Here is a 25762-nt window from a genome sequence, read left to right on the forward strand (position 1 = left end):
ATACGGGGGTTGCCTTGAGCACGTGCAACCTGAGACAGGCGACGGATGACCGACCAATCCCTATTCGATCAGGCATTTCTGGCACTGCAACGCCGCCGGGCGCGCGCCAGAGCGACCGAAGGTGCCGACTTCCTGCTGAGGCACGTCGCCGAAGATCTGGCTGATCGGCTGGCAGCCGTGAGCCGCCGGTTTCCCGTCGCCGTTGAACTGCATGGGCACACGGGGATCGTTGGTGAGCGACTTCTTTCGAGCGGCAGCATAGACCGGCTTATCCGCATCGAAACGGATCCGCTTTTGATCGGGCAATCGGACGGCAAGGTCGCCTCGCTGGAAACCGTGCCGCTGGAACCCGAGACGGCCGACCTGATCGTATCGCCGCTGTCGCTGCACCTCACGCAGGATACACCGGGCGTCCTCATTCAGATCAACCGTGCCCTGAAGCCCGACGGCCTCTTTCTCGGCGCCATGCCCGGCGCCGGCACGCTTGGCGAGCTGCGTGAGGCGCTGATCGCGGCTGAAAGCGAGCTCTCCGGCGGCGCCGCGCCGCGCGTGATCCCGTTTCCGGACATCCGCGACGCCGGCGCGCTGATGCAGCGCGCCGGTTTTGCGCTGCCGGTGACGGATGTGGACACGCTGACCGTGCGCTATTCCGACCTGTTCGGGCTGATGCGGGATTTGAGGGCGATGGGCATGGCAAACCCGCTTTCAGGAAGAAGCCGGCGTCCTGCTTCTCGGGCGCTTTTCCTGCGTGCTGCCGAACTTTATGCGGAGCGGTTTTCAGATCCGGACGGACGCATCCGCGCAACGTTTCGCATCATTCACATGTCCGGCTGGCGTCCGCATGAGAGCCAGCAGAAGCCAGCGCGCCGGGGTTCAGCGACGGTCAGCCTTGCAGATATCTTGAAATCCACGTCCGGCGAAGATTGAGCGCGCGCTATTCGCCGCTCATGGCGTCGACGACTTCGTTGGCAACATTGCCATAGAGGTTCTGAACGCTGAAGCCGGTTCCGGAAACGCCACCGATGACGGCGATGGAAAGTAGTCCCGCGATCAGGCCATACTCGATAGCCGTCGCGCCACTTCGCTCGCTCCAGAAACGCTTGAGGATCGTCATGTCAGCTCGGCCTCTTGGCTTGGCCGGTCGGTGGACGGGCCCAGATCATGCGACACGAGAATAAGGGGCAATTCTTACGCAACAACTAAATTGCGTGCGTGTATTTGCTCAACAACGGCTGCCGGTATCACCGAAATGCAGAATACAGACCGAGCCGGGCTCCTGGGCAATGCTGCGCCGAAGCGTGTATTGCCTGACGCCGCGATCGCCATTCGGGATGGAACCCGTCGCCATCGTGTCGATCCCCGGATTATAGGCCGTCATCCGTTCCCCACCGTCCAAGACAGGCGGCAGCAGGAGCGCCATCGCGACTGCGACCGTGCCGAACAAAAGCGCGACGCGGACCGGGCCGACACCCGCGCGCTTGTGCTTGCGGTCAGCGTCGGTGGAGACGGAAAGCCAAAACTCGCTGTTGCTCATCGATCTGCCCTGTTCTGCCTGTCTTCGACGACTCTGCGACGACGAGGTCTATCTCAATCCAGCCGGACGACCAAGGTTTGACCACATATGTGGCATCTCGGCTTAGGCGCATATTCGCGAAAGCGGCTAAAGGATTGATTAATGATACAGGGCGGAGATCATCAATTGCGGCAACATTGATCACGTTGTCTTAATTGCTGTCGCAATTCAGAGGCTTCAACCGAGCAGATCGACCAGAGTGGGGATCAGCGGCGCATCGGCGGGCGGCATCGGATAATCGCGCAGCGCCTTGGCACGAACCCATTTGACCGCCTGCCCCTCCAGACCGCGGGCAATGCCTTCGTAGCGCCGGCAAATGTAGAGCGGCATCAGCAGGTGAAAGTCGTCGTAGCTGTGGCTGGCGAAGGTCAAGGGTGCGAGGCAGGCAACCTGGGTGACGATGCCCAACTCCTCCGCGAGTTCGCGGATCAGCGTTTCCTCCGGCGTCTCGCCAGGCTCGACCTTGCCGCCGGGAAATTCCCAGAGGCCTGCGAGCGCCTTGCCTTCCGGCCGCTGCGCGATGAGGATGCGGCCATCCGCATCGACGAGCGCGCAGGCGGAAACGAGCAACATGCGCCGTCCGGGGCGCTCAGAGCTTTCGAGAGCCTTCTCACCCATGGCTGCGCTGTCGGTAGACATAGCGGTAGACCTCCTGAAAGCCGAGCGAGCGATAGAGTGCGACGGCGGGATCATTGATGGCCTCGACCTGCAAAAACGCCCTTCGGGCGCCGCGCAGACGCGCCCAGCGCAAAGCGCTTTTGATCAGGCTTCGGGCATGGCCGCGACGGCGATCGTCGGGCCGCGTCGCGACATCGAACAATCCCGTAAGGTCGTTGTCGTGGACGCAGAGCAAAGCGGAAAGCGGCGATCCGGCGGTGTCTTCGGCGACGAACATGCCCTTGGAAGGTCGGATCGCGTTCAAGACTTCGCTCAAACCTGCCTTGCGGCCGGGATCTGCATCCTGAAGCGCCAGAGAGGCATCCACATATCGGCCGACATCGTGAAGCGGCAACTGATCCAGCGCATCGGAGAGATCGACACTCTCCATCGACGCGGCCATGACCAACGTTTCGCCGGCCTCTTCCCAGCCCTGGACTGCCAGATAATCATCCAGGACCGCGGGAGAAAGCGGCGACAGGCGAAAGACTGCGGGACGGCCATAAGCATCGAAGAGGCGGACGGCATTCGAGACGCGGGCCTCGATGTTCCGGTAATCGGACGGGTCAAGCGGATTGACCGAGTTCAGCCGCCTGGACGGATGTCCGGCGGTCAGCCGGATCTGCCAAGCTCCGTCGAAACGCACCGACGCAGCAGGCCAGGCCCGGAAACTTACAGCCTCCAGCCTGCGCACCGTCGCCAGATCGGGTTCAACTGCGATAGTCGCCATTGATCGCGACATACTCCTTGGTAAGGTCGCAGGTCCAGACAGTTGCGCGCCCTTCGCCGATGCCGAGTTCGACCCGGATGGCAATATCTTCCTGGCGCATGACGGCCGTGGCTGCGGCTTCCGAATAGGCAGGATCGCGTTCGCCATCGACGGCAACGCGGACATCGCCGAACCAGATCGCAAGGCGATCCCGGTCAGCCTGTTCTCCGGCCTTGCCGACAGCCATCACGATGCGACCCCAATTAGCGTCTTCGCCGGCGATCGCCGTTTTCACGAGCGGCGAGTTGGCGATGGAAAAGGCGATGCGTTTGGCTGCAGCGTCTGTTTCGGCGCCTTCGACGGTGATCTCCACCATCTTGCGCGCGCCCTCGCCATCACGCACCACCTGCAGGGCGAGATCGGCCATGAGCTGGCGGAACGCCTCCTTGAAGTCGACAAGCCGCGGATCGTCCGCACTCTCGATCCGCGTCCCGCCCGACGCGCCAGTTGCGAAAGCAAGCAGCGTGTCCGATGTGGAGGTGTCGCTATCGACCGTCACCGCATTGAAGGTGGTGCCCACGTGCTCGCAGAGGATCGCTTGCAAAGCGGCCGGCGCGATGTTCGCGTCGGTTGCGATAAAGGAAAGCATGGTGGCCATGTCCGGCGCGATCATGCCTGCGCCCTTTGCCATGCCGTTGATCGTGACCAGCACACCGCCGAGTTCGGCCGTGCGGGTCGCGACCTTCGGATAGGTGTCGGTGGTCATGATGGCCTTGGCTGCTTCGAGCCATCCATCTGCGTTTGCGCGCTCAGCCATATCCCCGAGCACGCCGGCGAATTTCGTGGCGTCCAGCGGCTCGCCGATCACGCCGGTCGAGGCGAGATAGACATCCGTTTCGGCACAGCCGACGGCGTCGATCGCAGCGCTCGCCGTAAGGCGGGTCGCTTCGCGGCCCTTCTTACCGGTGAACGCGTTGGCGTTGCCGGAATTGACGACCAGAATGCGGGCCGTCCCGTGAGACACGTTCTGCCGGCAGAATTCGACCGGCGCAGAGGGGCATTTCGATGTCGTGAAGACACCGGCGACGGACGCCGGACGATCGAACACCATGACCATCACATCGGTGCGGTCACGGTACTTGATGCCGGCCGCAGCGGTGGCGAGCCTCACACCTGCGATGTGAGGCAGATCGGCATAGACCTTGGGCGCCAGGGGCGAGATCGTCGTCGTCATCGAAACCGTCCGGAATACTGAAATTCAATCGTGGACCATGCGAAGGAGCCCGCGGGCGCAGCAGCGCCAACGGGCTCCTTCACAATCCAACCTTACTGAGCGGCCGGTGCCTCTTCGGCAGCCGGTGCTTCTTCAGTAGCCGGTGCTTCCTCACCGCCAGCCGGCTCGCCAGCCGGCGCGTTGGCGGCTGCGTAGGCTTCGGCAAGCGCCGGATCGGCGATCTCGACGTCGCCGGAGCCACGGGCGTTTTCGAGAACCTCGAGGTAACGCTCGCGCAGCACGACCTGACGGACCTGGGTTGCCACCTGCTCGAATGCCGGCGGCTCTGCATCACGACGGTCTTCGACCTTGATCACGTGCCAGCCGAACTGGCTCTGCACCGGCTCGGCGGTGTAGGCGCCCGGCTCGAGCGCGAAAGCAGCTTCCTCGAAGGGCGGAACCATCTGGCCCTGCTGGAAATAGCCGAGATCACCACCGTTGGCAGCCGAGCCGTCGGTCGAATTCTCAGTCGCGAGCTCGGCGAAATCAGCGCCGCCATCCAGCTGCTCGATCAATGCGACCGCCTCTTCCTCGCTCTCGACGAGAATGTGCCGCGCGTTGACTTCCTCGGCCGGGTCCATGGCCGCGACTTCCTGATCATAGCGGGCGCGAACCTGCTCTTCGGTGATGCCGTTCAGGATTTCTTCCTGGAAATAGGCATTGTGCAGAGCGCGGTCGCGCAGGAAATCGATCCGGCGCTGGAATTCTTCGCCCTCGCCCAGACCGGCGTCTTCCGCCTGGCGCGCAAGCAGCTTGATGTCGATCAGCGCGGCGAGCGCTGCAACGCGGCGCTGCTCGGGCGGCAGTTGTTCGAACTGCGGGTCGAGGTCCGACATCGCGTATTCGAGTTCGGATTCGTAGATGTCCTGACCACCCACCGTGGCGATGACGGTGTCTGCAGCCGGCGTTGCGGCCTCACCCTCTACGGCGGGAGCCTCGGTCTGCGCAAAAGCGGCAGGCGACGACAGTGCCGTTCCGGCGCTCAAGGCCGCGAGAAGGGCGAGTGAGAGATAACGCTTCATTGAACCAGGCCTCTTTCCTGTGGTATCGTTGGATCGTCCAATGGCCACGAAAACGCACCGTTTTGAGGCGCGGCCGCCTGTGGCGGCGCCGTTGACATCGATTGACCCCCCTCTTATCTGTCACGAAACCGCGCGTCCAGTTCCCGCCGGGAGAAGCCGTGCCTGTCGCTATGCCCAGGAACCCCACTGCTTCGGACCCGCCGGCCGTCTAAGACGCCGCCTAAGAACACAACGGAAAGGACCATCTTCATGGTCAGCTTCGGCGGCCTTGCCCGCAAACTTTTCGGCTCCTCCAGCGATCGTCGGGTCAAGGGATTTCAAGGGCGGGTCGATCAGATCAACGCCCTCGAAGATGGGCTCAAGGCTCTGTCCGACGAGGAATTGCGCGGCCGCACCGATAGCCTCAGGCAGGAACTCGCCAACGGCAAGACGCTCGACGACATCCTTGTCCCGGCTTTTGCGGTAGCCCGAGAGGGTGCGCGCCGTGCCCTCGGCATGCGCCCGTTCGACGTGCAGCTGATCGGCGGCATGATCCTTCACGAGCGCGCCATCGCCGAAATGAAGACCGGTGAAGGCAAGACGCTGGTTGCGACCTTGCCGACCTATCTCAATGCGCTGTCCGGCAAGGGCGTGCATGTCGTGACGGTCAACGACTACCTGGCGCGTCGCGACTCCGAGTGGATGGGCCGGTTCTACCGCTTCCTGGGCTTGAGCGTGGGCGTCATCGTCCATGACATGAACGACGACCAGCGCCGCGAGGCCTATGCCTGCGACATCACCTACGCGACCAACAACGAACTCGGCTTCGACTATCTGCGCGACAACATGAAGTATGATCGCAAGCAGATGGTCCAGCGTGGCCATAATTTCGCGATCGTCGACGAAGTCGACTCCATCCTGATCGACGAGGCCCGCACGCCTCTCATCATTTCCGGTCCGCTCGACGACCGCTCCGACCTCTACGCACAGATCGATGCGTTCATCCCGCAGCTGACGGACGAGGATTTCGAGCTCGACGAGAAGCAGCGCTCCGTCACCTTCACCGAAGCCGGCACCGAAAAGCTGGAACAGGTGCTTGCCGAAGCCGGCCTGTTGAAGGGCGCCGGCCTCTACGACATCGAAAACGTCTCGATCGTCCACCATCTCAACAATGCGCTGAAGGCCCACAAGCTGTTTCAGCGCGACAAGGACTACATCGTCCGCAACGGCGAAGTCGTCATCATCGACGAGTTCACCGGCCGCATGATGCCCGGCCGCCGCTATTCGGAAGGCCAGCACCAGGCGCTGGAAGCCAAGGAAAAGGTGAAAATCCACCCCGAGAACCAGACGCTGGCCTCGATCACCTTCCAGAACTACTTCCGCATGTATTCCAAGCTTGGCGGCATGACGGGCACGGCCAATACCGAGGCCGAGGAATTCGCCAACATCTACGGCCTGTCGGTCATCGAAGTGCCGACCAATCTGCCGATTCAGCGTCTCGACGAGGACGACGAGGTCTACCGGACCTTCGAGGAAAAGTTCCAGGCGATCGTGACCGAGATCAAGGCGGCGCGGGAGCGCGGCCAGCCGGTGCTCGTCGGCACGACGTCGATCGAGAAGTCGGAACTGCTCGCCGAACTCCTGAAGAAGGAAGGGCTGAAGGATTTCCAGGTTCTGAACGCCCGCTATCACGAGCAGGAAGCCTATATCGTTTCGCAGGCCGGCAAGCCGGGCGCCGTCACGATCGCCACCAACATGGCCGGTCGCGGTACCGACATCCAGCTCGGCGGCAATCTGGACATGCGCATCCAGCACGAGCTTGCCAACATGCCGGAAGGGCCGGAGCGCACCCGTCGAGAGGCTGAAATCAAGGCCGAAGTCGCGAAGCTCAAGGAAGAAGCCCTTGCAGCCGGCGGCCTCTACGTGCTGGCGACCGAACGCCACGAAAGCCGCCGCATCGACAATCAGCTGCGCGGCCGTTCCGGGCGCCAGGGCGATCCCGGGCGTTCCAAGTTCTACCTTTCGCTGCAAGACGATCTCATGCGCATTTTCGGCTCCGACCGAATGGAAGGCATGCTGACCAAGCTCGGCCTGCAGGAGGGCGAGGCGATCGTCCATCCCTGGATCAACAAGGCGCTGGAGCGGGCGCAGAAGAAGGTCGAGGCGCGTAACTTCGACATCCGCAAGAACTTGCTGAAATACGATGACGTGATGAATGACCAGCGCAAGGTCATCTTCGAGCAGCGTCTGGAACTGATGGACGCGACCGACGTCGAAGAGACGATCACGGACATGCGCCACGACGTGATCGACGATCTCGTCAACAAGTACATCCCCGAAAACGCCTATGCGGAACAGTGGGATACGGCAGCGCTCAAGGAAGACGTGCGCAAGCACCTCAATCTCGACCTGCCGGTCGACGCTTGGGCCGCCGAAGAAGGCATCGCCGAAGACGACATTCGCGAGCGCCTGATCGAGGCGGCCGACAAGGCAGCAGCCGAGCGCACGGAGCGCTTCGGTGTCGACGTCATGCGCTATGTCGAAAAATCGATCGTGCTGCAGACGCTCGATCACCTCTGGCGCGAGCATCTCGTCAATCTCGATCATCTGCGCTCGGTCATCGGCTTCCGCGGCTATGCCCAGCGGGACCCGCTGCAGGAATACAAGCAGGAAGCCTTCGAGCTCTTCCAGGCACTGCTCGGCAATCTGCGCCAGGCCGTGACGTCGCAGATGATGCGCGTCGAGATCCGCCGGGAAGAACCGCGAGAAACGCCACAGGTCCCGGAAGGCCGTGCCCGCCACGTCGATGCGACGACCGGAGAAGATGAATTCGGCGGCGACGACCTCGGCTACGTGCCGCCGGAAAACCGCAATCCCGAAGATCCGCAGAGCTGGGGCAAGGTCGCGCGCAACGAGCCCTGCCCCTGCGGTTCCGGCAAGAAATTCAAGCATTGCCACGGTGCGTTCGCCCAGGCGACCGTCGCCTGATCCCTCGCAAAATCGTGATCTTTTCAAACGGCGCATCCTCCGATGCGCCGTTTCGTTTTCGGCCACATCCAAGCAATCCGATAGTGTCGGCAAAACCGATCCTTAACGTGTCGCATGCGATGGAAAAGGCTGACCAGAAACGTCACCGGATCCGCGATTGACATGACCGTCATCACCAGTGCCGAGAAATGGCTGCCGCCGCGCGTGACAGCGCGGCTTGCGCCAGCGCTGGATCGTGCGGAGGCGATCATATCGCGGCGCGACGACCAGTCGGCTGCGGAATACATGGCGCTCGTCGCTTTCGCGATCCGAGTGTTGAGCGCCGCCATCGCGTTTTCGTCGCAGATCATCCTCGCGCGCTTCATGGGCGAGTTCCAGTACGGCATCTTCGTGTTCGTCTGGGCAATTGCCGTCATCTTCGGCAATCTGTCGTGCTTCGGCTTTCACACAGCGATCATTCGCTTTCTTCCCGGCTATCGGGATCAGAAGGCGCATGCGGAAATCCTTGGCTTGACTCAGACCGCCCGCCGTTTCGCCGTCGGGTCGGCCACGCTGATCGCGGCACTCGGGCTCACCGGCCTTGCCGTTTTCGGTGAGAGCGTCGATGCCTATTATCTCGTGCCGTTCTATCTGGCAGCCTTCACGCTGCCGATGATCGCGCTTGGCGACGTGCTCGACGGAACGGCGCGCGCCAACAATTGGCCCTTCTTCGGCCATGGCGCGACATTCCTCTTGCGCCCCACGCTCATCATCATCCTCATGGTAGCGGCGATCTCGCTCGGCTATGAGGCCACGGCGATCACCGCCTTGAGCGCAGCGCTGATTGCCACCTATCTGACGACGATCGGCCAGTATTTGGCCGTAACCATTCGGGTGCGCAGCAGCTTCGCCTCGCCCACCAAGAGCATCACGTTCCGCCGCTGGTTCGTCGTCGCCCTGCCGATCTTCTTCATCGAGGGCTTTTACTTCCTGCTGACGAATTCCGATGTCATCATCGTCGGCTTCTTCGTCTCCCCGGATCAGGTCGCGGTGTATTTCGCGGCAGCCAAGACCATGGCGCTCGTTCACTTCGTCTATTACGCGGTCAAGGCAGGCGCTTCGCCGCGGTTTTCGCAGCTGGTCAGCGCCGATGATACCGCTGGCATTGCAAATTTCGCAGCACGCACGGCTGCCTGGACATTCTGGCCCTCGCTCGTGCTCGGCGCCATGATCCTGCTTGCCGGACCGTTTCTGCTCTCGCTTTTCGGACCGGGTTTTGCTGATGGCGAACTGCTAATGGCGATCCTGTTTGCCGGCATCCTTGCCAAAGCCATGATCGGCCCAGGCGAAGTGCTTCTGACAATGGCCGGGCACCAGATGATCTGCGCCTTCATCTATCTCCTGGTCTTGATCACCCATCTCTGCCTTTCCGTGTCGCTCATTCCGCATTACGGGCTGCAGGGTGCTGCTGCGGCCACGGCGACCGCGATGACGGTTGAGGCCATCCTGTTGTTCCTTGTCGTCCGCCACCGGATCGGCATCGCGATGTTCGTCTTCGCCCCTCGCCGGTACACGCATGAAGAGGATCCCGGCTGATGGCATCCAACCCGTTTTTCGAAGGCGACATCGGCGGGCAAGCCGCAACGCTGATCGACGCCCTGGCAGAAACACCGATCACGCGCCCACCGCCGGAGCTTGCGATCGATATCGGACGTCCCGGCCGTCAGATGTGCGTCTATCCCGCGCGCGCCGGCTACGATCTGCAGGCCGAGCTCGATTTTCTCGCCAATCGGATGATCGAGCCGAACGTCTTCTTCACCGGTCGGTTCCTTGCGCCGGCTATGCCGCGCCTCGATGATCGCCAGGTGCGTCTGCTGCTCATTCGGGACGAAGCGCCGGGGCGCAGCCGGCTGCGCATGGTCATGCCGTTCTCGATCGAGCGTCCTGGCTTTTCAGTCGGCCCCTCGATCATTCGCGCCTGGTCGCATCCATTCGGTCCCCTCGGTACGCCATTGGTCGATGCCGAAGGTGCAGCGGAAACACTCGATAATTTCCTTGAAGCGCTGGCCGGCGATGACACGCAGATGCCGAATGTGCTGGTTCTGCCGGACATGCGTATCGATGGGCCGGCGGCAGAACTGCTGCGCGCCGTCGCTCTGGCGCGGGGTTTGACGGTGGAAACGACAGAAGCGGTGGAACGCCCCGTGCTGCGGTCGAGCGAAGAGCCGGAGCGCTATCTGCGCGGCGCCATCCGCGGACGTCACCTGAAGGAGATGCGCAGGCAATGGCGCCATCTCGCAGCCCAGGGCACGCTCGTGCACAAGGTCGCGCGCCAGCCGCTCGATGTGCGCATCGGGCTCGAACAGTTTCTTGCGCTCGAAGCAAGCGGCTGGAAGGGCCAGCGACGAAGCGCGATGGTGTCGGATCGCTACCGGGCGGCTTTTGCCCGCGAGGCCGTGACCAACCAGGCCGAAAACGACAATGCCCGCATCCATGTTCTGGAATTCGATGGGCGGGCCATTGCGGTTATGGTCGTGTTCGTGATCGCCGGCCAGGCCTTCACCTGGAAGACCGCCTATGACGAAAGGTTCGCCGCATCCTCGCCGGGCAAGCTTCTCTTCTGGAAGCTGACCGAACAGCACCTCGACGACCCGAACATCCAGATGACGGATTCCTGCGCGGTGCCTGACCATCCGATTGCCAGCCGGCTCTGGGAAGAGCGCGAGCGCATGGCGACGATGATCATCGGGCTCGACGGAAAGGCAGACCGTCAAGTCCGCCAAGTCGCGCGTCAGCTTCACCTCTACCGGAACACGCGCAACGTCGCGCGCATCCTGCGCGAACGCGTGCGCGCTCTCGCCCGCCGGAAGTCCGCGGCGAAGAACTGAGCCTGCCGGTCAGACGCCGGCTGCCGCTTCCTCGATTGCTCTTTGGCGCAATTCGCGTCGGATGACCTTGCCTGTCGTCGTCAGCGGCAGGCTGTCGACGAATGCGACCTCGCGCGGGTATTCATGGGCCGACAGCCTCGTCTTCACCCATGCGGTGATCTCGCTCGCAAGCGTCTCCGATGCTTCGAAACCGGGCTTTAGAACGACATAGGCCTTCACCGCTTCCGTGCGGATCGGGTCCGGCTTGCCGACGGCTGCGGCCAGCGCGATCGCCTCGTGCGCGTGGAGGCAATCCTCCACCTCGCCGGGGCCGATGCGATAGCCGGCTGATGTGATGACGTCGTCGTCGCGGCCGAAGAACTCGACATAGCCATCCTTGCTCATCACGCCCTGGTCGCCGGTCGTCATCCAGTCGCCGATGAACTTGCGTTCCGTCGCCGCCTCGTCGTTCCAGTAGCCGAGGAACATGACCGGGTCCGGCCGCTTGATCGCGATCTGACCGGGCGCGCCAGGCGGACAGGGAGCGCCATCCGCGTCGATGACGGCCACGTTGTGCCCCGGCACGGTCTTGCCGATCGCGCCGGATCGCGAAACGCCAATCCTGGCGCAGGATGCGAGCACGAGATTGCACTCGGTCTGGCCGTAGAATTCGTTGATCGTCACACCGAGTTCGCGCCGCCCCCATTCGAAGGTTTCGCGGCCAAGCGATTCACCACCCGATCCGATGGTCCTGAGGTTCAGGCTGTACTTTTCGGCCGGACGCACGACGCTCCGGAGCATTCTGAGCGCTGTCGGCGGAATGAAGGCGTTGCGCACGTCAAGCTCCGCCATGATGCGGAAAGCGAGATCGGGATCGAATTTCTGCGCCGGTGTCGACACCACCGGGACGCCGAAATAAAGCCCCGGCAGAAGCACGTTGAGCAGTCCGCCCGCCCAGGCCCAATCGGCCGGGGTCCAAAGCTTGTCGCTGGGCTGAGGCAGGAACTCATGGTGCATCTGTACGCCGGGCAGATGCCCGATCAGGACGCGGTGGCCGTGCAGCGCCCCCTTGGGCGGCCCGGTCGTGCCGGAGGTAAACACCATCAATGCCGGCGTGTCGCCGGTCGTCGGCTCGTCGATAGGGGGCCCATCGCGATTCGCCTGCACGAGCGCGTCGAAGCTGAGCGCCGGGTCTTCGACCGCATCGCCGGTAACGATCACGGTCTTGAGGTCGGGCAAGGCGTCGCGCAGTGGCTTTAGCTTCTCGACCCCCATCGCGTTCGTCACGATCGCGCGCGCACCGCAGGCGGCCAGCCGATAGCTGAGCGCATCCTGCCCGAACAACAGCGCAAGCGGCACGGCGATGGCCGCCATCTTGTAGATCGCGACATGGGCAATCGCGGTCTCGAAGCTCTGCGGGAGAAGAATTGCGACGCGGTCGCCGCGAGAGACGCCCTCGGCCTTCAATGCCCGCGCCAGCGCCGATGCGCGAGCATCAAGTTCTGCATAGGTTAGCGAGGCGTGGTTGCCGCCGACATCGAAATGCTGGAGGCAGACCCGCTCCGGCTCGCTGCGCGCCCACCGTGCGGAGACATATTCGGCAATGTTGAAATCATCCGGCACATGCCATTCGAAGCCGGACATGGCCTCTTCGTAGATTTGGCTCTCGTCGAGCATTTCAGTTGTCCGCCTTAATTTTGGGCAGCAGCTTAAACGCTCAACGGCGGCGGATGGCAAGGGCGTGATTTACGCTGCGCCCATCGCTTCCGCATTGCCCTCTCGCTGATAGGCCGCGAGGTAAGCGGACAGATCATCCCCGGACATGGGGCGCGCGAACACATAGCCCTGCAACGAACTGCAGCCGAGCCTGCGCAAGATCGACACGTGCTCCATGGTCTCCACGCCCTCGGCCACGACCTCGATCTGCAGCGAGCGGCCGATATCGATCATCGACGAAACGAGATTGCGGGCGGTCTCGGACTTCGTGATCGGCATGATCAGCTGGCGGTCGATCTTGAAGCGTTTCGGCTGGAGATTGACGAGGCTGACGATCGAGGCGTAGCCCGTACCAAAGTCGTCGATCTCGATATCGATGCCGAGGTCCTTCAAGCCAGCGATGTTTTTCGCGACGATGTCCTTGCCGTCGTCCAGGAACGTCGATTCCAGCAACTCGAAGGACAGATCGCCGGGCTTGAAGCTCAGTTGCTTCAGTCCGTCGATCAGGCTCTCGTCATGCAGTCGGGCCGATGAGACATTGACCGAGATGCGTGGCACCGCGATGTCCTGCGCGCGCCAGCGCACCAGCTGGAACATCGCCTGATCGAGCACCCGCTGGTCGATCGCAGCCACGACGTTGATGTCTTCGGCAGTGTCGAGGAAAGCAGCCGGCGGAAGAATGCCGCGTTCCGGATGCTGCCAGCGCACGAGAACCTCTGCACCAACCACGGCGAGCGAGGTCGCGTCGAACTGGGGCTGATACCAAGCCACGAACTCGTCGCGCTCCAGGCCGCGCAGGATTTCGTCGGCCGTCTTCTTGCCGGCGATGACGGCCGTCTGCAGCGCTTCGGTAAAGAATTCATAGCGGTTGCGGCCGCGGCTCTTGGCTTCGTAAAGCGCGATATCGGCATTGACGAGCAGTTGACGCCCGTTCCGATCGCCAGGTGCTGCCAGCGCGATGCCGGCGCTCACTCCGGCGCGGCAGTCCTGCGACTGGTATAGGAATGGCTGCCGCATCGCCTCGATGATCGACATCGCCAGGGCTGCAAGACATGCGGCGCTGGTCGGGCCCATGGTCACGATCACGAATTCATCGCCGCCGATGCGGGCGACGAAATCCTGCTCGCGGACATTCGCTCTGAGGATGCCGGCCGCGTGGCGCAGCGTCTCGTCGCCTGCCGCATGCCCAAGCGTGTCGTTGATCTGCTTGAAACGATCGAGGTCCAGATGGATCAGGGCCGATGGCAGGCGTCCACCATCGCCGCCCTCGCTCAGGATGCGGTCGAGATAGCGCCGGTTCGGCAGTCCCGTCAGCGGATCATGGTTGGCGTTGTGCTCCATCTGCGCCTTGGCCTCTTCAAGCGCTGCGGTGCGCGCTTCGGCGAGATCACGGGCAAGCTTCAGGCGAGCATTCAACTCCAGATCGGCCGAAACGTCCCAGTTGACGCCGACGATGCGCCGGCCGCCATTGGAGTGGATATAGGCAGAGCCGATCGCCCGGATGTGGCGGCAATAGCTGACGGATTGTCCCGAGCGGAACTCGGATTCGTAACGCTCGCCGCCATCGAGCACGCGTCGGAACGCTGCCGTCGCCTGCTCCAGATCGTCTGGATGGATGCAGTCGAGCCAACGCTCGAAATCGTTGATGTCGTCTTCCGGCCGGATGCCATAGAGCTCCTTCATCCGGTCGTCCCAGTAGAGCTCGCCCGTCTTCGCGTCGATCTCCCAAATGCCGATCTTAGAGGCGTCGAGCGCAAGTTCGAGCCGGTGGGACAGGCGCTCCATCTCTTCCTCACGGCGCCGCATCTCCTGGATGTGACGCTGGCGCTCGTCGACGAGGCGGCCCGACATCACGATCGGCACCACGATGAGGATCGAGGCTGTCGCAAAGATCGCGCGGATGAGCCATGTGTTCGGCGGCATGGTCGCCCAGCCATCGTTCGGCACGGCGGACAGCACCCATTGCCCGGTCGGCAGTACAACCGACATCGTTTCGGGCTGCTGCGCCAGGATCTCGGCGTCTCCGTAGAAAAGTTCGCCCTGACCGCCGAGCCCGTCCTTGCCGCGAATGGCGATGTCGATCGGAAGCTCTGCCGTCAGGCCGCTGGCCGCGTAGAGCGCCTGAAGGTCCAGAACCGCAGCAACAATCCCCCAGAAGCGCCGACGCCCATTGTCGTCCTGGACGAATACCGGGTAGCGGCCGATGAGACCCTGTCCGCCCTGAACGAGATCGACCGGGCCGGCGAGAACGAGGCCGCCGGTGTCGCGGGCGCGCAGCGCGGCATCGCGCTGGGCAGGTAGGGTGCGGTAATCGAGGCCGATGGCTCTCTCATTGCCTTGCACGGGGTGCATCAACGTAATGACGAGGTCGGGCGCGGCAGCGATGTTGCGCACCTGTGAATTGTTGTCGATCAGTTCGCCGGCCAGTTGCTCGAAGCGAGCCTGGTCCATGTCCGGTTCGCTGGTGATGACCGCGACGAGGCCGCGTACCAGCTGGGTATTGGCATTGATGCCACCTTCGAGCTTCGCGCGAACCACAGAAAGCCGCTCGGCGACCTCGGCACGCTGCTTCTGCATGAAGACGACGTTGTTCTGGTGTTCGGCATAGACGCCGGCCGCAATCAGCACCGCAAGCGCAACGATTGCGGCGAACTGACTGGATTTGAAACGGTAGCCGACCGCTCTCCAAGCCCCCATGATGCTGTCCCGCGAATGCCCGGACACCCCGCGTGAGATGTCCCCCGATGGGTCGACACTAGAGGCGAGAGCTTAACACTTTGAAACGTCGAAGCTGGGATAACTAGCCACTGTCGGGTCGTAAAAGCCTGGATCGATCGATGGTGCGGGTGGTCGGGGTCGAACCGACACTCCTTTCGGAACCGGATTTTGAGTCCGGCGCGTCTACCAATTCCACCACACCCGCATCGCGTGACGAGGCGATATCTGCCACGAGCAACGCAGTCAGTCCAGCCTTAATTCGATGCCTTGAAAGCTGAGCTCGATCCGATCGATAGGCTGGCCTGCGGCGTCGATGGCGCTTCGTTTTCCCGCAGGCGACATGGTAGAAGGCTGCAATCAACGACGCGGATCGGCATGACATGGCAGACAGAATTTCACTCGACAGGCCCATAGCGCGGGATCGGCGCCCCGCATTGGCGGCAGCGCTCGCCATCGGCATGACGCTCGTCGTCGGCGGGGCCCTCGCCTTCGAGCACATCGGCGGCTACATTCCCTGTGCGCTCTGCCTGCAGCAGCGCACGCCCTACTATGTGGGCATTCCCGTCGCGCTGCTTGCTCTCTTGTCGGCGACGATGCGCTGGCCGGCGATGGTGACCCGGGCCCTGTTCCTGATCGCTGCCGCGCTGATGGCCTATGGCGCCGGGCTCGGCGCCTACCATTCCGGCGTGGAATGGGGCTGGTGGGAGGGCCCCGCGGCGTGCGGTGGCGGCGCTGTCAGCACCGATGCGGGCAGTCTGCTCAATGATCTCAACGCGCTGCGCCCACCGTCCTGCGCCGATGCGGCCTTGCGGGTTCTCGGCCTCTCCTTCGCGGGCTGGAACGTCATCGCCAGCATCGGCCTTCTTGCCATTGCTCTCAAAGGAGCATTCGCGCCGGCGCGGTGACAGCCGAGTGCAAAGACATAGGGCTCTACCGGTGAGGGGTTGAAGGCAAGACCGATGAAGGCAGCAACCGGTGCAACGCCGCTCAAGGCGCTCGATGCCATCGTATTCGACAGCGAGACCACCGGCCTCGATACCAAGGTCGCGCGTATCGTGCAGATGGCAGCCATCGGCGTATCGGGCGGTGCGATCGTGGAACACGATCGCTATGACAGCCTGGTGGATCCGCGCATGGCGATCCCGTCAGGCTCAACCGCGATCCACGGCATCAGCGACAGCATGGTCAAGGATGCGCCGGTGTTCGCCGTCGCGCTCGGCCATCTGGAATCCTACCGCAGCGAGCGGCCGATCATCGGCTATTCGATCGGGTTCGATCTCGCCATCATGGCCAAGGAGGCGAGCCGCACCGGCCTGACCTGGCGCCGGCCCCGTTCGCTCTGCGTGCGAACGCTGGCGGCTTTTGCCAATCCCAATCTGCCGGACCATGCCCTGGAGACGATCGCCACCTGGCTCGGCGTCGAGATTGTCGGACGCCACAGCGCGATGGGCGATGCGCGGGCGGCTTCGGCCATCTTCATCGCTCTTCTGCCCAGGCTTGCCGATCTCGGCGTCCGTACGCTTGCCGAGGCGGAACGGGCAAGTCTCGGGCTCAACGAGCAGATGACGTCGCATGATCGCGCAGGCTGGACGCGGCCGGTGCTGGAACCGGGAGACCACCCCTCACTCGCGGCGGTGGACCCCTACGCCTATCGGCACCGGGTCGGCCAGATTGCGTCCGCCGAGCTTGTTATCATTGCCGGCGATCAGCGGGTGAATCGCGCCATGAAGCTGATGGCAGAGCGCAAGATCAGCTCCGTCCTCGTTTCTCCGGAAGGCAAGCCCGGGGGCACCGTGCAGGAATACGGCATCGTTACCGAGCGCGATATGCTCCGCCTCGTCGTCACCCATGGCGCGGCGGCGCTCGAAATGCCCATCGATACCATCGCCACGCGGCCGCTGATTTCAGTCGCCGAAGAATCCTTCGTCTACCGCGCCATCGGCCGCATGGAGCGGCAGCAGATCCGGCATCTGGCCGTGCGCAACCAGGAAGACCGGCTGACGGGCATCATCTCGGCGCGCGATCTTCTGAAGTTGCGCGGCAGTGCCGCCATTCGGCTCGACGACGCGATTGAGGCGGCGAAGAACGCCGCCGACATCGCCAAGGCCTGGGCGATGCTGCCCGGCGTCACCAACCGCCTGCTTGCCGAAGACATCGATCCGCGCATCCTCGCCGGCATCGTCTCGGAGGAGCTCCGCATCGTCACGCGGCGCGCGGCCGTTCTGGCCGAAGCGGAGATGCTGGCGGAAGGGCGCGGCGCTCCTCCCACATCCTATGCTTTTCTGGTTCTGGGATCGGGCGGCCGGGGTGAAAGCCTGCTTGCGGCCGACCAGGACAACGCCATCGTCTATCAGCAGGGCGAACCGGGTGGCCCGGAAGACGAGTGGTTCGCCGAACTAGGCGAAAGGGTCGCCAAGACGCTCGATACGGCCGGCATCGTCTATTGCAAGGGCGGCGTCATGGCCAAGAACCCGCAATGGCGCGGATCGCTCGCCACTTGGCACCGACGGATCGCGCACTGGATCGCACGCTCCGAGCCGGAAGATCTGCTCAATGTCGATATCTTCTTCGACATGCGGGCGGTTCACGGAAGCCAGCCGCTTGCCGCGCGGCTTCTGGACGATGCGCTGACTGCCGCCCATGAGCACCGGCCCTTCGCCAAACTGCTCGGCGACCGGCTCGGCGAGTTCACACCCGTCTTCGGGATGTTCGGCCGGCTGAAGACGATCGAAGGCCGGCTCGATCTCAAGAAGCACGGGCTTTTCCCGATCGTGACGCTCGCGCGGGCGCTCGCCATCCGCCACAACATCCGCCATCGCCGCACCGAATTGCGCCTGGAGGGGTTGATTGCCCGCGGTATCGGCTCGGAGGAACAGCTGACGGCGCTGCTCGATGCGCACCGGTTCATTCTCGGGCTGATGCTTGCCCAGCAGTCGCGGGATCTCGCGGAAGGCATACCCGTTTCGAACAAGGTCGCGGTCGACCGCCTCACACCGTCTCAAACAGCGCGGCTGAAGGCAGCGCTCAAGCTGGTGGAGAGCGTGCCCAATCTGTTCCGCGGGCTGGTCACTGCCCAGCCCCGCTGACATCGTAGCGACGCAGCCGGCTCAAGGTTGCAGTTCGACATCCCAGTAGAGATAATCCATCCAGCTTTCATGCAAATGGTTCGGCGGAAAAAGCCGGCCATTGTTGTGAAGATCGTGCACGGATGGTTGGAACGGCGTCTGGCGCGGGAACATCTGCGCTTCGCGCGGCATTAGCCCGCCCTTCTTGAGGTTACAGGGCGAACAGGCCGCGACGACGTTTTCCCATGTCGTCTGACCACCGCAGCGGCGCGGGATGACGTGATCGAAGGTCAGATCATCGGGCGAGCCGCAATACTGGCATTCGAAGCGATCGCGCAGGAAGACATTGAAGCGTGTAAAGGCCGGGTGTCGGGACGGCTTGATGTAGCTTTTCAAGCAGACGACACTCGGGATCTTCATCGAGAAACTCGGTGAGGACACCGCGTGCTCGTATTCGGCCACGATGTTCACGCGGTCGAGAAACACCGCCTTGATCGCGTCCTGCCAGGACCACAAGGAAAGCGGATAATAACTCAAGGGCCGGAAGTCGGCGTTCAATACAAGCGCCGGTAAGGACTCCGGTGAAACTGCAATCGTCAAGTAGCTGCTCCTGACCGATTCGTACGCTGCGTCACATATATTAGGCACCATGTTGCAGGAATGTGAAGCTATGGCGAAGTCCGGGCACCTTTGTTGCCAAGCCTTATCCTCAGCTTCCCACCGGAGCCACCGTACGGCGGATCACCGTTCCATAATAGGCCCACAAAAGTCTGGCGGCGATCCCCCTGAAAGGCGACCATTCCTCTGCAATCATACGCAGGTCCCGTGCGTTTGGACGCGTGGCAAGGGACAAGGCATGGGCGGCAGCCGCTTGCAGCGCCACATCGCCGGCCGGAAAGATGTCTGGATGACCCCCGCAAAAGAGCAGATAGACTTCTGCGGTCCAGGGGCCGATCCCCGGAAGTGCCGTCAGGTCGGCGATCGCCTGTTCGGCAGGCAGATGGCGCACCGCGTCCAGATCGATCGCTTCCTCGGACACGGCCCGGGCCACACCCAGCAATGCCGCCTGCTTGGCGCGCGAGAGGCCAATCTGACGGAAATCGGCTTCCTCCAGTGAAAGAACGCCGGCCGGGGTAATCTCACCCAGCCTGGACAGGAGCCGCGCATGGATGGCGTCGGCACTCGCCCGCGACACCATTTGCGACAAGACGATGCCGGCAAGCCCCGCATAGCCTGAAGGCTGAAGGCGCAGCGGCACGGGGCCCGCCTTCTCGATCACCGGGCGCAGGCGCGGGTCGGCACGGGCGAGTTCCGCCAAGCCCGCCTCGATCTGCTCCTGTGTCGCGATGGGCTGCATGGACGTTGACCTCGGTCCGGGACAGATGGCACGGGACATGGCTCCGACTTATCGCGTTCCCGACCGTGAACCGGTATCCACTTCACCCGGGAACGCTATAGCAGATCATCCGCCGCGGAACCAATCATGAGCGCTGTGCCGTCCAGTCCCGTCTTCCGCTTCGCGCCGAGCCCCAACGGTGCGCTGCATCTCGGCCATGCCTATTCGGCGCTGCTGAACGAGAAGCTGGCGCGGGAAACCGATGGCCGGTTGCTGCTGCGCATCGAGGATATCGACCAGACACGCTGCACGCCGGCGCTCGAAGCGCAGATGATCGCCGATCTCACCTGGCTCGGCCTGGACTTCACGCCGCCGCATCGCCGCCAGTCGGATCACTTCGACGACTACCGGCAGGCGCTCGATCAACTGATCGGTCGAGGCCTCGCCTATCCCGCCTTCATGAGCCGTGGCGATATTCGAGCGTGGATCAACGACCAGGAGCGTGAGATCGGCAAGCCATGGCCGCGCGATCCGGATGGCGCACCGATCTACCCTGCCCTGGATCGTCACCTCTCCGCCTCCGAACGCGAAGTCCGGATCGCCACAGGTGCGCCTTTCGCGTGGCGGCTCGATATGGCGGCTGCGCTTGCCATGTTGGGTCAGCACCTCAGCTGGGTGGAAAACGGCGAAGGCCCCTCGGGCGAGCATGGGATCATCGCCGCCGATCCGGCTGCCTGGGGCGATGTGATGCTGGCGCGGCGGGACACGCCGACAAGCTATCATCTCTCCGTAGTGGTCGACGATGCACTGCAGGGCGTGACCGACGTCGTGCGCGGCCGGGATCTCTTCCATGCAACGGCGATCCACCGTCTGTTGCAGCACCTGCTCTCACTGCCGGCGCCGCGGTACCATCATCACCGGCTGATCCTCGGTGATGACGGAACGAAGCTTGCCAAGAGCAAGGGTGACGAAGGCGTTGCCGCCTTGCGCGATGCAGGCATCGATCCCATCACCATTCGCAGTGATCTCGGGTTTAGCTAGAAATCCATGCGCATGAGAATGCGCTTCACCACAGCCAGGAAGAACAGCGATCCGAAGCCTCCTGCGATGCCGGCAGCAAACCGGATCTCCGTCGCATCCATCGGCATGCGCATCGCTTCATAGGCCATCAGACCGAGATAGAAGCCGGCAGCGAGCACGATCATGTTGCCGAGGGCACCAAAGCCCTGCCTGCCCATGACGGCATCCATCGCCTGCCCGACCAGAAATCCACCCATCAGCGCAAGGATCGCAAAAATGGTGGACCATTCGACCGAAAGATCCCCGAGCATCATGCTCGCACCTCCAACGCTTCACCCATTGCTAAAATACCACTGGCCGCTGTCGGCTGCGATGGGATTGTGGAGATTGGGTAAACGGCGTCCTAGCGGCACACCGACAATTAGGCGTCGTCCTTGTGGATCGACCGGTAGCGCAAGATCGCGGCATTCACTTCGGCGCCGAGAATGAAGATCGCCGCCACGATGTAGAGGAAGAACAGGGCGATCACGATCGAGGCGAGGCCAGCATAGGTCGATACGTAAGTCGCGAAACGCTGCAGATAGGACGCAAAAAGGCTTGCGGCGACCAGCCAACAGAAGATGGTGAGTCCGACACCCGGCAGGACCTCGGTCAGCTTGCGCCGGCCGGCGGGCAGCCAGAGATGCGAGATCGCAAGGCCGATGATGAGGACGGATACGGCCACCACGATGCGCCAATTGTCGATCATCGACGTCGTCGCATCCATCCAGGGCAGCCAGTCCCGCGCCAGCCGGACGGCGAGCGGGGCAAGGACGAGCAGGAAGCTGATCGCCATGAAGACCAAGGATGCGATGAAGACGAAGCCGAGGCTTTGCGCGCGCGTCAGATACCAGGGTCGCCGATCGGCGACGCGATAGGCACGGTTCAGCGAGATGCGCAGCGCTTCAACGCCGTTCGACGCAAAGAACGCCGCCGCAAGCACACCGATCGTCAGAAGGTCGAAACGATCCTGCGTCAGCACATTCTCGACTTCTCGCGCGATCGGCTCGGCGACGGTCTGCGGCCAGGTGTCGAAGATGAGATGCACGGCCGTCTCGGAGAACGCATCGGCGCCGAGATAACTGGCCAGCGCCGTTCCGAAGATCATGAAGGGGAAGATCGCCATGATCGTCGAAAGCGCGACATGGCTCGCCATCGCCCAGCCATCTTCGTCATTGAAGTGGTTGAAGGCGTCGAGCGCTATCCGGTAGGTCTTCTTGTAGACGCCCATTCTCGTAAAGTCGCACTTCAGCCCAGGCGGTTCGGCAATGCGCACCGTTCCGCGCCCATCTCATCAAGCGGTGCATCAAGCATGACACAAATACGTTCCATTCTCTTAACCGGATGCTCATCCGGCATCGGCGCCTATTGCGCACGGGCCTTGAAGGCCGAGGGCTGGCGCGTGCTGGCCACTGTGCGCACCGATGCCGACCTTGCCGCACTTGCAGCCGAAGGGATCGAGGCCTTTCAACTGGACTACCGCGACGCGACCTCGATCGCGACGCTTTTCGAGACCGTGATGGCTGCGACAGGTGGCACGCTCGACGCGGTCTTCAACAATGGCGCCTACAGCCAGCCCGGCGCGGTGGAAGACCTACCGGTCGAAGCGCTGCGCGAGCAGTTCGAGGCGAATGTCTTCGGCTGGCACGATCTCACGCGGCGCATCGTGCCGGTCATGCGCGCACAAGGACATGGCCGCATCGTACAGTGCTCGTCCATCCTCGGCCTCGTTCCGATGCCCTATCGCGGCGCGTACAATGCCTCGAAACACGCGATCGAGGCACTCAGCCTCACCATGCGCATGGAACTGAGGGGCTCCGGCATCCATGTCAGCCTGATCGAGCCGGGCCCGATTGAATCGAAGATCGCGATCAACGCGCTTCGCTATGTGGAAAAATACATCGACATCGAGAACTCGGTTCATCGCGCAGCTTATGAAAAACAGCTCGCACGGCTGCGCCAGGGCGGGGTCAAGTCCAAGAACAAGCTCGGGCCGGACGCCGTGCATGCGGTTCTGACCCACGCGCTGAACTCGCCGAAACCACGGCCGCATTATCCGGTGACGCGTCCGGCCAAGCTCGGCATCGCGATGAAGCGCCTTTTGCCGGCAGGCTTCTTCTACGACATGCTCGCCCGGCAGGAGCCCTGACACGGCGTCATTGCGACACACTTTCCGTGAGCGGATGGAATGTGGCAAAGCAGGCGCAACGTCCTATGTGTGGTGTTCTCATACGCCACAGCGCAAGAAGTAACCTGATATGGAAAACATCACTTACGCCCTCGCCATCATCGTCATGGCCGCTGTTGCGGTCGTGCTCGTGCGTGGCTTGTTTCACATGATGCGGGGCGGCGACGGCGTCACGTCGAACAAGCTGATGCAGATGCGCATTCTCCTGCAATTCATCGCGATCGTTCTCATCGTGGTTACGCTGTTGCTGACGAATGGCGGGCGCTGATCGCACGACCTGAATGCGGGGGGGACGAATGATGGTTCGACTGAACAAGATCTACACGCGCACCGGAGACGATGGCACCACCGGCCTCGTCAGTGGTGATCGGCGCGCCAAGGACGACGCCCGCATCGAGGCGTTCGGCACCGTGGACGAGGCCAATTGCACCATCGGGATGGCGCGGCTCCACACGCAGGGGAGCGAACTCGATGCGGTGCTCTCGCGCATCCAGAACGATTTCTTCGATCTCGGCGCCGACCTCGCCACGCCGCATACGGACAAGAAGCTGGACTACGAACCATTGCGCATCGTTGCCGCCCAGGTCGACTGGCTGGAAACGGAGATCGATCGGCTGAATGCGGATCTCGAGCCGTTGAAATCCTTCGTTCTGCCGGCCGGCTCCCCGCTCGCCACCCACCTCCACCTTGCGCGCACGATTGCTCGACGAGCGGAACGGGCGATGGTGACGCTTGCGGCCAGGGAGAGGATCAATCCCGAAGCGCTGCGCTACATCAACCGCGTCTCGGATTTCCTATTCGTCGCCGCACGTCATGCCAACGACAATGGCGCAGGCGACGTTCTGTGGGTTCCAGGCAAGAACCGCTGACGCCTGAAGCCAGCCATCGGGAGTGGCGATGTTCGTTCCGATCCACGACGCCAACGATCTCCGGCACATCCGGCTGCAGGTGGTCACCCTCGGACTGATCGCCGCCAACGTGATCATCTATCTCACGACGGCGATGGACGGGCTCGACGGCGAAGCGGTGCTGGCGACGGTCTACGGTCTCGGCTACATTCCCGCAGTCGCCAACGGCCATCTCGATCTTGCGCCGGCGCTGGCCATCGTGCCCGACGCGGCAACCTACCTCACCTATGCCTTCCTGCATGGCGGTCTTCTGCACCTTGCGGGCAACATGGCCTTTCTCTGGGTGTTCGGCGACAATGTCGAGGATGCGATGGGGCATGTGCGCTTCCTCCTCTTCTACCTCGTCTGCGCTGCCGCCGCTGCGATGGCGCACGGATTTCTCTATCCCTTTTCCGAAGTGCCGTTGATCGGCGCGTCCGGTGCCGCCTCGGGCGTGGTGGCCGCCTATCTCCTGCTTCATCCGCGGGTCAGGCTCTGGGTCCTCGTCTTCGGCCGCATTCCCGTGCCCGTCCCCGCCTATTTGGCGCTCATCGCGTGGATCGCCTATCAGTTCGGCATGCTCGTCATCGATATCGGTGGCGAAGTCTCCTGGGCCGCACATGCAGGTGGCATCGTCGCCGGGCTCGTGCTGTTGCCCCTGATGAAGCGGCGCGACGTGCCGCTTTTCGACCGCCGGATCGTGCGGCCACGCGCCGTGACGGTGGTGCCCGCCATCCGCCGCGACGTTTGACTTTTACGTAAGCGTAAGCTAGTGCTCGACCCAGTCGAGCGGCACCGGCTGCGATTGAAATCCCCGGCGATTGGCGTATGCATGTCGCAAATCGGGCGCCTGTCGGTGACAATGCGCTGATAAACAGCCTGTCCGCGTCGAAGACCGCGTTTGAGAAAGGGAAGAGAATGAAGATCCTCGTGCCGGTAAAAAGGGTGGTCGATTACAACGTGAAGATCCGCGTCAAGGCGGACGGTTCAGGCGTCGAACTGAACAACGTGAAGATGTCGATGAACCCGTTCGATGAGATCGCCGTCGAAGAGGCGCTGCGGCTCAAGGAAGCCGGCAAGGCCGAGGAAGTCGTCGTCGTCTCCGTCGGTCCGGCAAAGGCCGAGGAAACGCTGCGCACTGGGCTTGCCATGGGTGCCGACCGCGCGCTCCTGATCCAGACCGACGACGTGGTCGAGCCGCTGGCCGTCGCCAAGCTGCTCAAGGCCGTCGTGGCGGAAGAAAATCCCGATCTCGTCATTCTCGGCAAGCAGGCGATCGACGACGACAGCAACCAGACCGGCCAGATGCTTTCGGCGCTGCTCGGCTGGGGTCAGGGTACCTTTGCCTCCAAGGTCGAACTCGGCGATGGCAAGGTCAATGTGACCCGCGAAGTCGATGGCGGCCTGCAGACCGTGGAACTGAAGCTGCCGGCCATCGTGACGACGGATCTGCGCCTCAACGAACCGCGTTATGCATCGCTTCCGAACATCATGAAGGCCAAGAAGAAGCCGCTCGACAAGAAGACGCCGGCCGATTTCGGCGTCGATACCGCGCCGCGTCTCAAGGTCCTGAAGACCGAGGAACCCGCTGGCCGTTCGGCAGGGGTCAAGGTCGGCTCCGTTGAGGAACTGGTGCAGAAGCTCAAGAACGAAGCCGGCGTGCTTTGATGTGATTTTCAGCGTTGGCCCGAGGCTCGGTCGAGAGACCGCAACGCCTTGAGCCCGCCAACGCGCTCAAGGGAGAAA

The 25762-nt window shown here is 62.9% G+C and carries 24 protein-coding genes and 1 tRNA gene; 12 read left to right on the forward strand and 13 right to left on the reverse strand.

Annotated features, from left to right (window positions below; all coding sequences use genetic code 11):
• The first annotated feature begins 45 nt into the window (after window positions 1-45).
• Window positions 46-927, forward strand: coding sequence for a methyltransferase domain-containing protein (locus tag PU133_RS18920; protein ID WP_404862936.1), 882 nt, complete (start codon window positions 46-48; stop codon window positions 925-927).
• Between the two features lie 7 nt (window positions 928-934).
• Here PU133_RS18920 and PU133_RS18925 read toward each other — a convergent pair whose 3' ends face one another.
• From PU133_RS18925 to PU133_RS18950, 6 genes are all read right to left on the reverse strand, one after another.
• Complete coding sequence (locus PU133_RS18925) at window positions 935-1114, reverse strand: Flp family type IVb pilin (RefSeq protein ID WP_126012289.1); 180 nt, start codon at window positions 1112-1114, stop codon at window positions 935-937.
• A gap of 108 nt (window positions 1115-1222) precedes the next feature.
• Window positions 1223-1534: a hypothetical protein gene (locus PU133_RS18930; protein ID WP_126012292.1), complete on the reverse strand. Its 312-nt coding sequence runs from the start codon at window positions 1532-1534 to the stop codon at window positions 1223-1225.
• Window positions 1535-1750: 216 nt separating this feature from the next.
• Window positions 1751-2191 carry an 8-oxo-dGTP diphosphatase MutT gene (gene mutT, locus PU133_RS18935; RefSeq protein WP_404864591.1) on the reverse strand — a complete coding sequence of 147 codons (441 nt, stop codon included), beginning with the start codon at window positions 2189-2191 and terminating at the stop codon, window positions 1751-1753.
• Entirely contained in the window at window positions 2184-2960 is a 777-nt protein-coding gene (locus PU133_RS18940; protein ID WP_404862937.1) for a GNAT family N-acetyltransferase, read from the reverse strand. Before PU133_RS18940 ends, mutT begins: the two co-directional genes overlap by 8 nt.
• Window positions 2941-4173: a bifunctional glutamate N-acetyltransferase/amino-acid acetyltransferase ArgJ gene (gene argJ / locus PU133_RS18945; protein ID WP_404862938.1), complete on the reverse strand. Its 1233-nt coding sequence runs from the start codon at window positions 4171-4173 to the stop codon at window positions 2941-2943. The genes PU133_RS18940 and argJ overlap by 20 nt, the downstream gene beginning before the upstream one ends.
• A 92-nt stretch (window positions 4174-4265) precedes the next feature.
• Window positions 4266-5234, reverse strand: coding sequence for a peptidylprolyl isomerase (locus tag PU133_RS18950; RefSeq protein ID WP_404862939.1), 969 nt, complete (start codon window positions 5232-5234; stop codon window positions 4266-4268).
• 249 nt (window positions 5235-5483) lie between these two features.
• Here PU133_RS18950 and secA point away from each other — a divergent pair, with 249 nt between their 5' ends.
• From secA to PU133_RS18965, 3 genes are all read left to right on the forward strand, one after another.
• Entirely contained in the window at window positions 5484-8201 is a 2718-nt protein-coding gene (secA, locus tag PU133_RS18955) for a preprotein translocase subunit SecA (protein ID WP_404862940.1), read from the forward strand.
• A gap of 162 nt (window positions 8202-8363) precedes the next feature.
• A complete protein-coding gene (locus PU133_RS18960; protein ID WP_404862941.1) occupies window positions 8364-9776 on the forward strand; it encodes a lipopolysaccharide biosynthesis protein in 1413 nt (470 codons plus the stop codon).
• Window positions 9776-11068, forward strand: a complete 1293-nt coding sequence (locus PU133_RS18965) for a GNAT family N-acetyltransferase (protein WP_404862942.1) — start codon at window positions 9776-9778, stop codon at window positions 11066-11068. The genes PU133_RS18960 and PU133_RS18965 overlap by 1 nt, the downstream gene beginning before the upstream one ends.
• Before the next feature lie 9 nt (window positions 11069-11077).
• On the opposite strand, the gene PU133_RS18970 is transcribed toward PU133_RS18965, so the two are convergent.
• The 3 genes from PU133_RS18970 to PU133_RS18980 form a co-directional block, all read right to left on the reverse strand.
• Window positions 11078-12724 carry an AMP-binding protein gene (locus PU133_RS18970; protein ID WP_404862944.1) on the reverse strand — a complete coding sequence of 549 codons (1647 nt, stop codon included), beginning with the start codon at window positions 12722-12724 and terminating at the stop codon, window positions 11078-11080.
• A gap of 69 nt (window positions 12725-12793) precedes the next feature.
• Window positions 12794-15460, reverse strand: coding sequence for an EAL domain-containing protein (locus tag PU133_RS18975; protein WP_404862945.1), 2667 nt, complete (start codon window positions 15458-15460; stop codon window positions 12794-12796).
• Between the two features lie 141 nt (window positions 15461-15601).
• Window positions 15602-15686 (reverse strand) — tRNA-Leu (locus tag PU133_RS18980).
• A gap of 175 nt (window positions 15687-15861) precedes the next feature.
• Between PU133_RS18980 and PU133_RS18985 the strand changes: the two genes are divergently transcribed.
• On the forward strand, window positions 15862-16386 hold the full coding sequence (locus PU133_RS18985; protein ID WP_404862946.1) for a disulfide bond formation protein B: 525 nt from the start codon (window positions 15862-15864) through the stop codon (window positions 16384-16386).
• 54 nt (window positions 16387-16440) lie between these two features.
• Window positions 16441-18567, forward strand: coding sequence for a DUF294 nucleotidyltransferase-like domain-containing protein (locus PU133_RS18990; RefSeq protein ID WP_404862947.1), 2127 nt, complete (start codon window positions 16441-16443; stop codon window positions 18565-18567).
• A gap of 21 nt (window positions 18568-18588) precedes the next feature.
• On the opposite strand, the gene PU133_RS18995 is transcribed toward PU133_RS18990, so the two are convergent.
• Window positions 18589-19146 (reverse strand): HNH endonuclease, encoded by a 558-nt coding sequence (locus PU133_RS18995; RefSeq protein WP_404862948.1) that lies wholly within the window; start codon window positions 19144-19146, stop codon window positions 18589-18591.
• A gap of 109 nt (window positions 19147-19255) precedes the next feature.
• Complete coding sequence (locus tag PU133_RS19000; RefSeq protein WP_404862949.1) at window positions 19256-19903, reverse strand: DNA-3-methyladenine glycosylase family protein; 648 nt, start codon at window positions 19901-19903, stop codon at window positions 19256-19258.
• Between the two features lie 126 nt (window positions 19904-20029).
• On the opposite strand from PU133_RS19000, the gene gluQRS reads away from it, so the two are divergent.
• Window positions 20030-20923, forward strand: coding sequence for a tRNA glutamyl-Q(34) synthetase GluQRS (gene gluQRS / locus PU133_RS19005; protein WP_404862950.1), 894 nt, complete (start codon window positions 20030-20032; stop codon window positions 20921-20923).
• Here gluQRS and PU133_RS19010 read toward each other — a convergent pair.
• Both PU133_RS19010 and PU133_RS19015 read right to left on the reverse strand, forming a co-directional pair.
• The gene (locus PU133_RS19010; protein WP_126012325.1) at window positions 20920-21216 is read right to left on the reverse strand and encodes a hypothetical protein; all 297 of its coding nucleotides are present in this window, start codon (window positions 21214-21216) and stop codon (window positions 20920-20922) included. The two genes, gluQRS and PU133_RS19010, sit on opposite strands and share 4 nt — an antisense overlap.
• Window positions 21217-21323: 107 nt before the next feature.
• The gene (locus tag PU133_RS19015; RefSeq protein WP_404864592.1) at window positions 21324-22172 is read right to left on the reverse strand and encodes a YihY/virulence factor BrkB family protein; all 849 of its coding nucleotides are present in this window, start codon (window positions 22170-22172) and stop codon (window positions 21324-21326) included.
• An 81-nt stretch (window positions 22173-22253) separates the two neighbouring features.
• On the opposite strand from PU133_RS19015, the gene PU133_RS19020 reads away from it, so the two are divergent.
• The 5 genes from PU133_RS19020 (at window position 22254) to PU133_RS19040 (ending at window position 25684) form a co-directional block, all read left to right on the forward strand.
• Window positions 22254-23090, forward strand: a complete 837-nt coding sequence (locus PU133_RS19020; RefSeq protein ID WP_404862951.1) for an SDR family oxidoreductase — start codon at window positions 22254-22256, stop codon at window positions 23088-23090.
• A 109-nt stretch (window positions 23091-23199) separates the two neighbouring features.
• The gene (locus PU133_RS19025) at window positions 23200-23397 is read left to right on the forward strand and encodes a twin transmembrane helix small protein (RefSeq protein ID WP_126012334.1); all 198 of its coding nucleotides are present in this window, start codon (window positions 23200-23202) and stop codon (window positions 23395-23397) included.
• Between the two features lie 31 nt (window positions 23398-23428).
• On the forward strand, window positions 23429-23998 hold the full coding sequence (locus tag PU133_RS19030) for a cob(I)yrinic acid a,c-diamide adenosyltransferase (protein ID WP_404864593.1): 570 nt from the start codon (window positions 23429-23431) through the stop codon (window positions 23996-23998).
• 28 nt (window positions 23999-24026) lie between these two features.
• Entirely contained in the window at window positions 24027-24767 is a 741-nt protein-coding gene (locus tag PU133_RS19035; RefSeq protein WP_404862952.1) for a rhomboid family intramembrane serine protease, read from the forward strand.
• 167 nt (window positions 24768-24934) lie between these two features.
• Window positions 24935-25684 (forward strand): electron transfer flavoprotein subunit beta/FixA family protein, encoded by a 750-nt coding sequence (locus PU133_RS19040; RefSeq protein ID WP_404862953.1) that lies wholly within the window; start codon window positions 24935-24937, stop codon window positions 25682-25684.
• Window positions 25685-25762 lie beyond the last annotated feature (78 nt).

This window comes from Georhizobium sp. MAB10, from assembly GCF_045012825.1.
GTDB classification, from domain to species: domain Bacteria; phylum Pseudomonadota; class Alphaproteobacteria; order Rhizobiales; family Rhizobiaceae; genus Georhizobium; species Georhizobium profundi.

Coding starts and splice junctions, on each gene's coding strand:
- PU133_RS18920 (WP_404862936.1), top strand. CDS start 46: ATGACCGACCAATCCCTATTCGATCAGGCATTTCTGGCACTGCAACGC.
- PU133_RS18925 (WP_126012289.1), bottom strand. CDS start 1,114: ATGACGATCCTCAAGCGTTTCTGGAGCGAGCGAAGTGGCGCGACGGCT.
- PU133_RS18930 (WP_126012292.1), bottom strand. CDS start 1,534: ATGAGCAACAGCGAGTTTTGGCTTTCCGTCTCCACCGACGCTGACCGC.
- mutT (WP_404864591.1), bottom strand. CDS start 2,191: ATGGGTGAGAAGGCTCTCGAAAGCTCTGAGCGCCCCGGACGGCGCATG.
- PU133_RS18940 (WP_404862937.1), bottom strand. CDS start 2,960: ATGGCGACTATCGCAGTTGAACCCGATCTGGCGACGGTGCGCAGGCTG.
- argJ (WP_404862938.1), bottom strand. CDS start 4,173: ATGACGACGACGATCTCGCCCCTGGCGCCCAAGGTCTATGCCGATCTG.
- PU133_RS18950 (WP_404862939.1), bottom strand. CDS start 5,234: ATGAAGCGTTATCTCTCACTCGCCCTTCTCGCGGCCTTGAGCGCCGGA.
- secA (WP_404862940.1), top strand. CDS start 5,484: ATGGTCAGCTTCGGCGGCCTTGCCCGCAAACTTTTCGGCTCCTCCAGC.
- PU133_RS18960 (WP_404862941.1), top strand. CDS start 8,364: ATGACCGTCATCACCAGTGCCGAGAAATGGCTGCCGCCGCGCGTGACA.
- PU133_RS18965 (WP_404862942.1), top strand. CDS start 9,776: ATGGCATCCAACCCGTTTTTCGAAGGCGACATCGGCGGGCAAGCCGCA.
- PU133_RS18970 (WP_404862944.1), bottom strand. CDS start 12,724: ATGCTCGACGAGAGCCAAATCTACGAAGAGGCCATGTCCGGCTTCGAA.
- PU133_RS18975 (WP_404862945.1), bottom strand. CDS start 15,460: ATGGGGGCTTGGAGAGCGGTCGGCTACCGTTTCAAATCCAGTCAGTTC.
- PU133_RS18985 (WP_404862946.1), top strand. CDS start 15,862: ATGGCAGACAGAATTTCACTCGACAGGCCCATAGCGCGGGATCGGCGC.
- PU133_RS18990 (WP_404862947.1), top strand. CDS start 16,441: ATGAAGGCAGCAACCGGTGCAACGCCGCTCAAGGCGCTCGATGCCATC.
- PU133_RS19000 (WP_404862949.1), bottom strand. CDS start 19,903: ATGCAGCCCATCGCGACACAGGAGCAGATCGAGGCGGGCTTGGCGGAA.
- gluQRS (WP_404862950.1), top strand. CDS start 20,030: ATGAGCGCTGTGCCGTCCAGTCCCGTCTTCCGCTTCGCGCCGAGCCCC.
- PU133_RS19010 (WP_126012325.1), bottom strand. CDS start 21,216: ATGATGCTCGGGGATCTTTCGGTCGAATGGTCCACCATTTTTGCGATC.
- PU133_RS19015 (WP_404864592.1), bottom strand. CDS start 22,172: ATGGGCGTCTACAAGAAGACCTACCGGATAGCGCTCGACGCCTTCAAC.
- PU133_RS19020 (WP_404862951.1), top strand. CDS start 22,254: ATGACACAAATACGTTCCATTCTCTTAACCGGATGCTCATCCGGCATC.
- PU133_RS19025 (WP_126012334.1), top strand. CDS start 23,200: ATGGAAAACATCACTTACGCCCTCGCCATCATCGTCATGGCCGCTGTT.
- PU133_RS19030 (WP_404864593.1), top strand. CDS start 23,429: ATGGTTCGACTGAACAAGATCTACACGCGCACCGGAGACGATGGCACC.
- PU133_RS19035 (WP_404862952.1), top strand. CDS start 24,027: ATGTTCGTTCCGATCCACGACGCCAACGATCTCCGGCACATCCGGCTG.
- PU133_RS19040 (WP_404862953.1), top strand. CDS start 24,935: ATGAAGATCCTCGTGCCGGTAAAAAGGGTGGTCGATTACAACGTGAAG.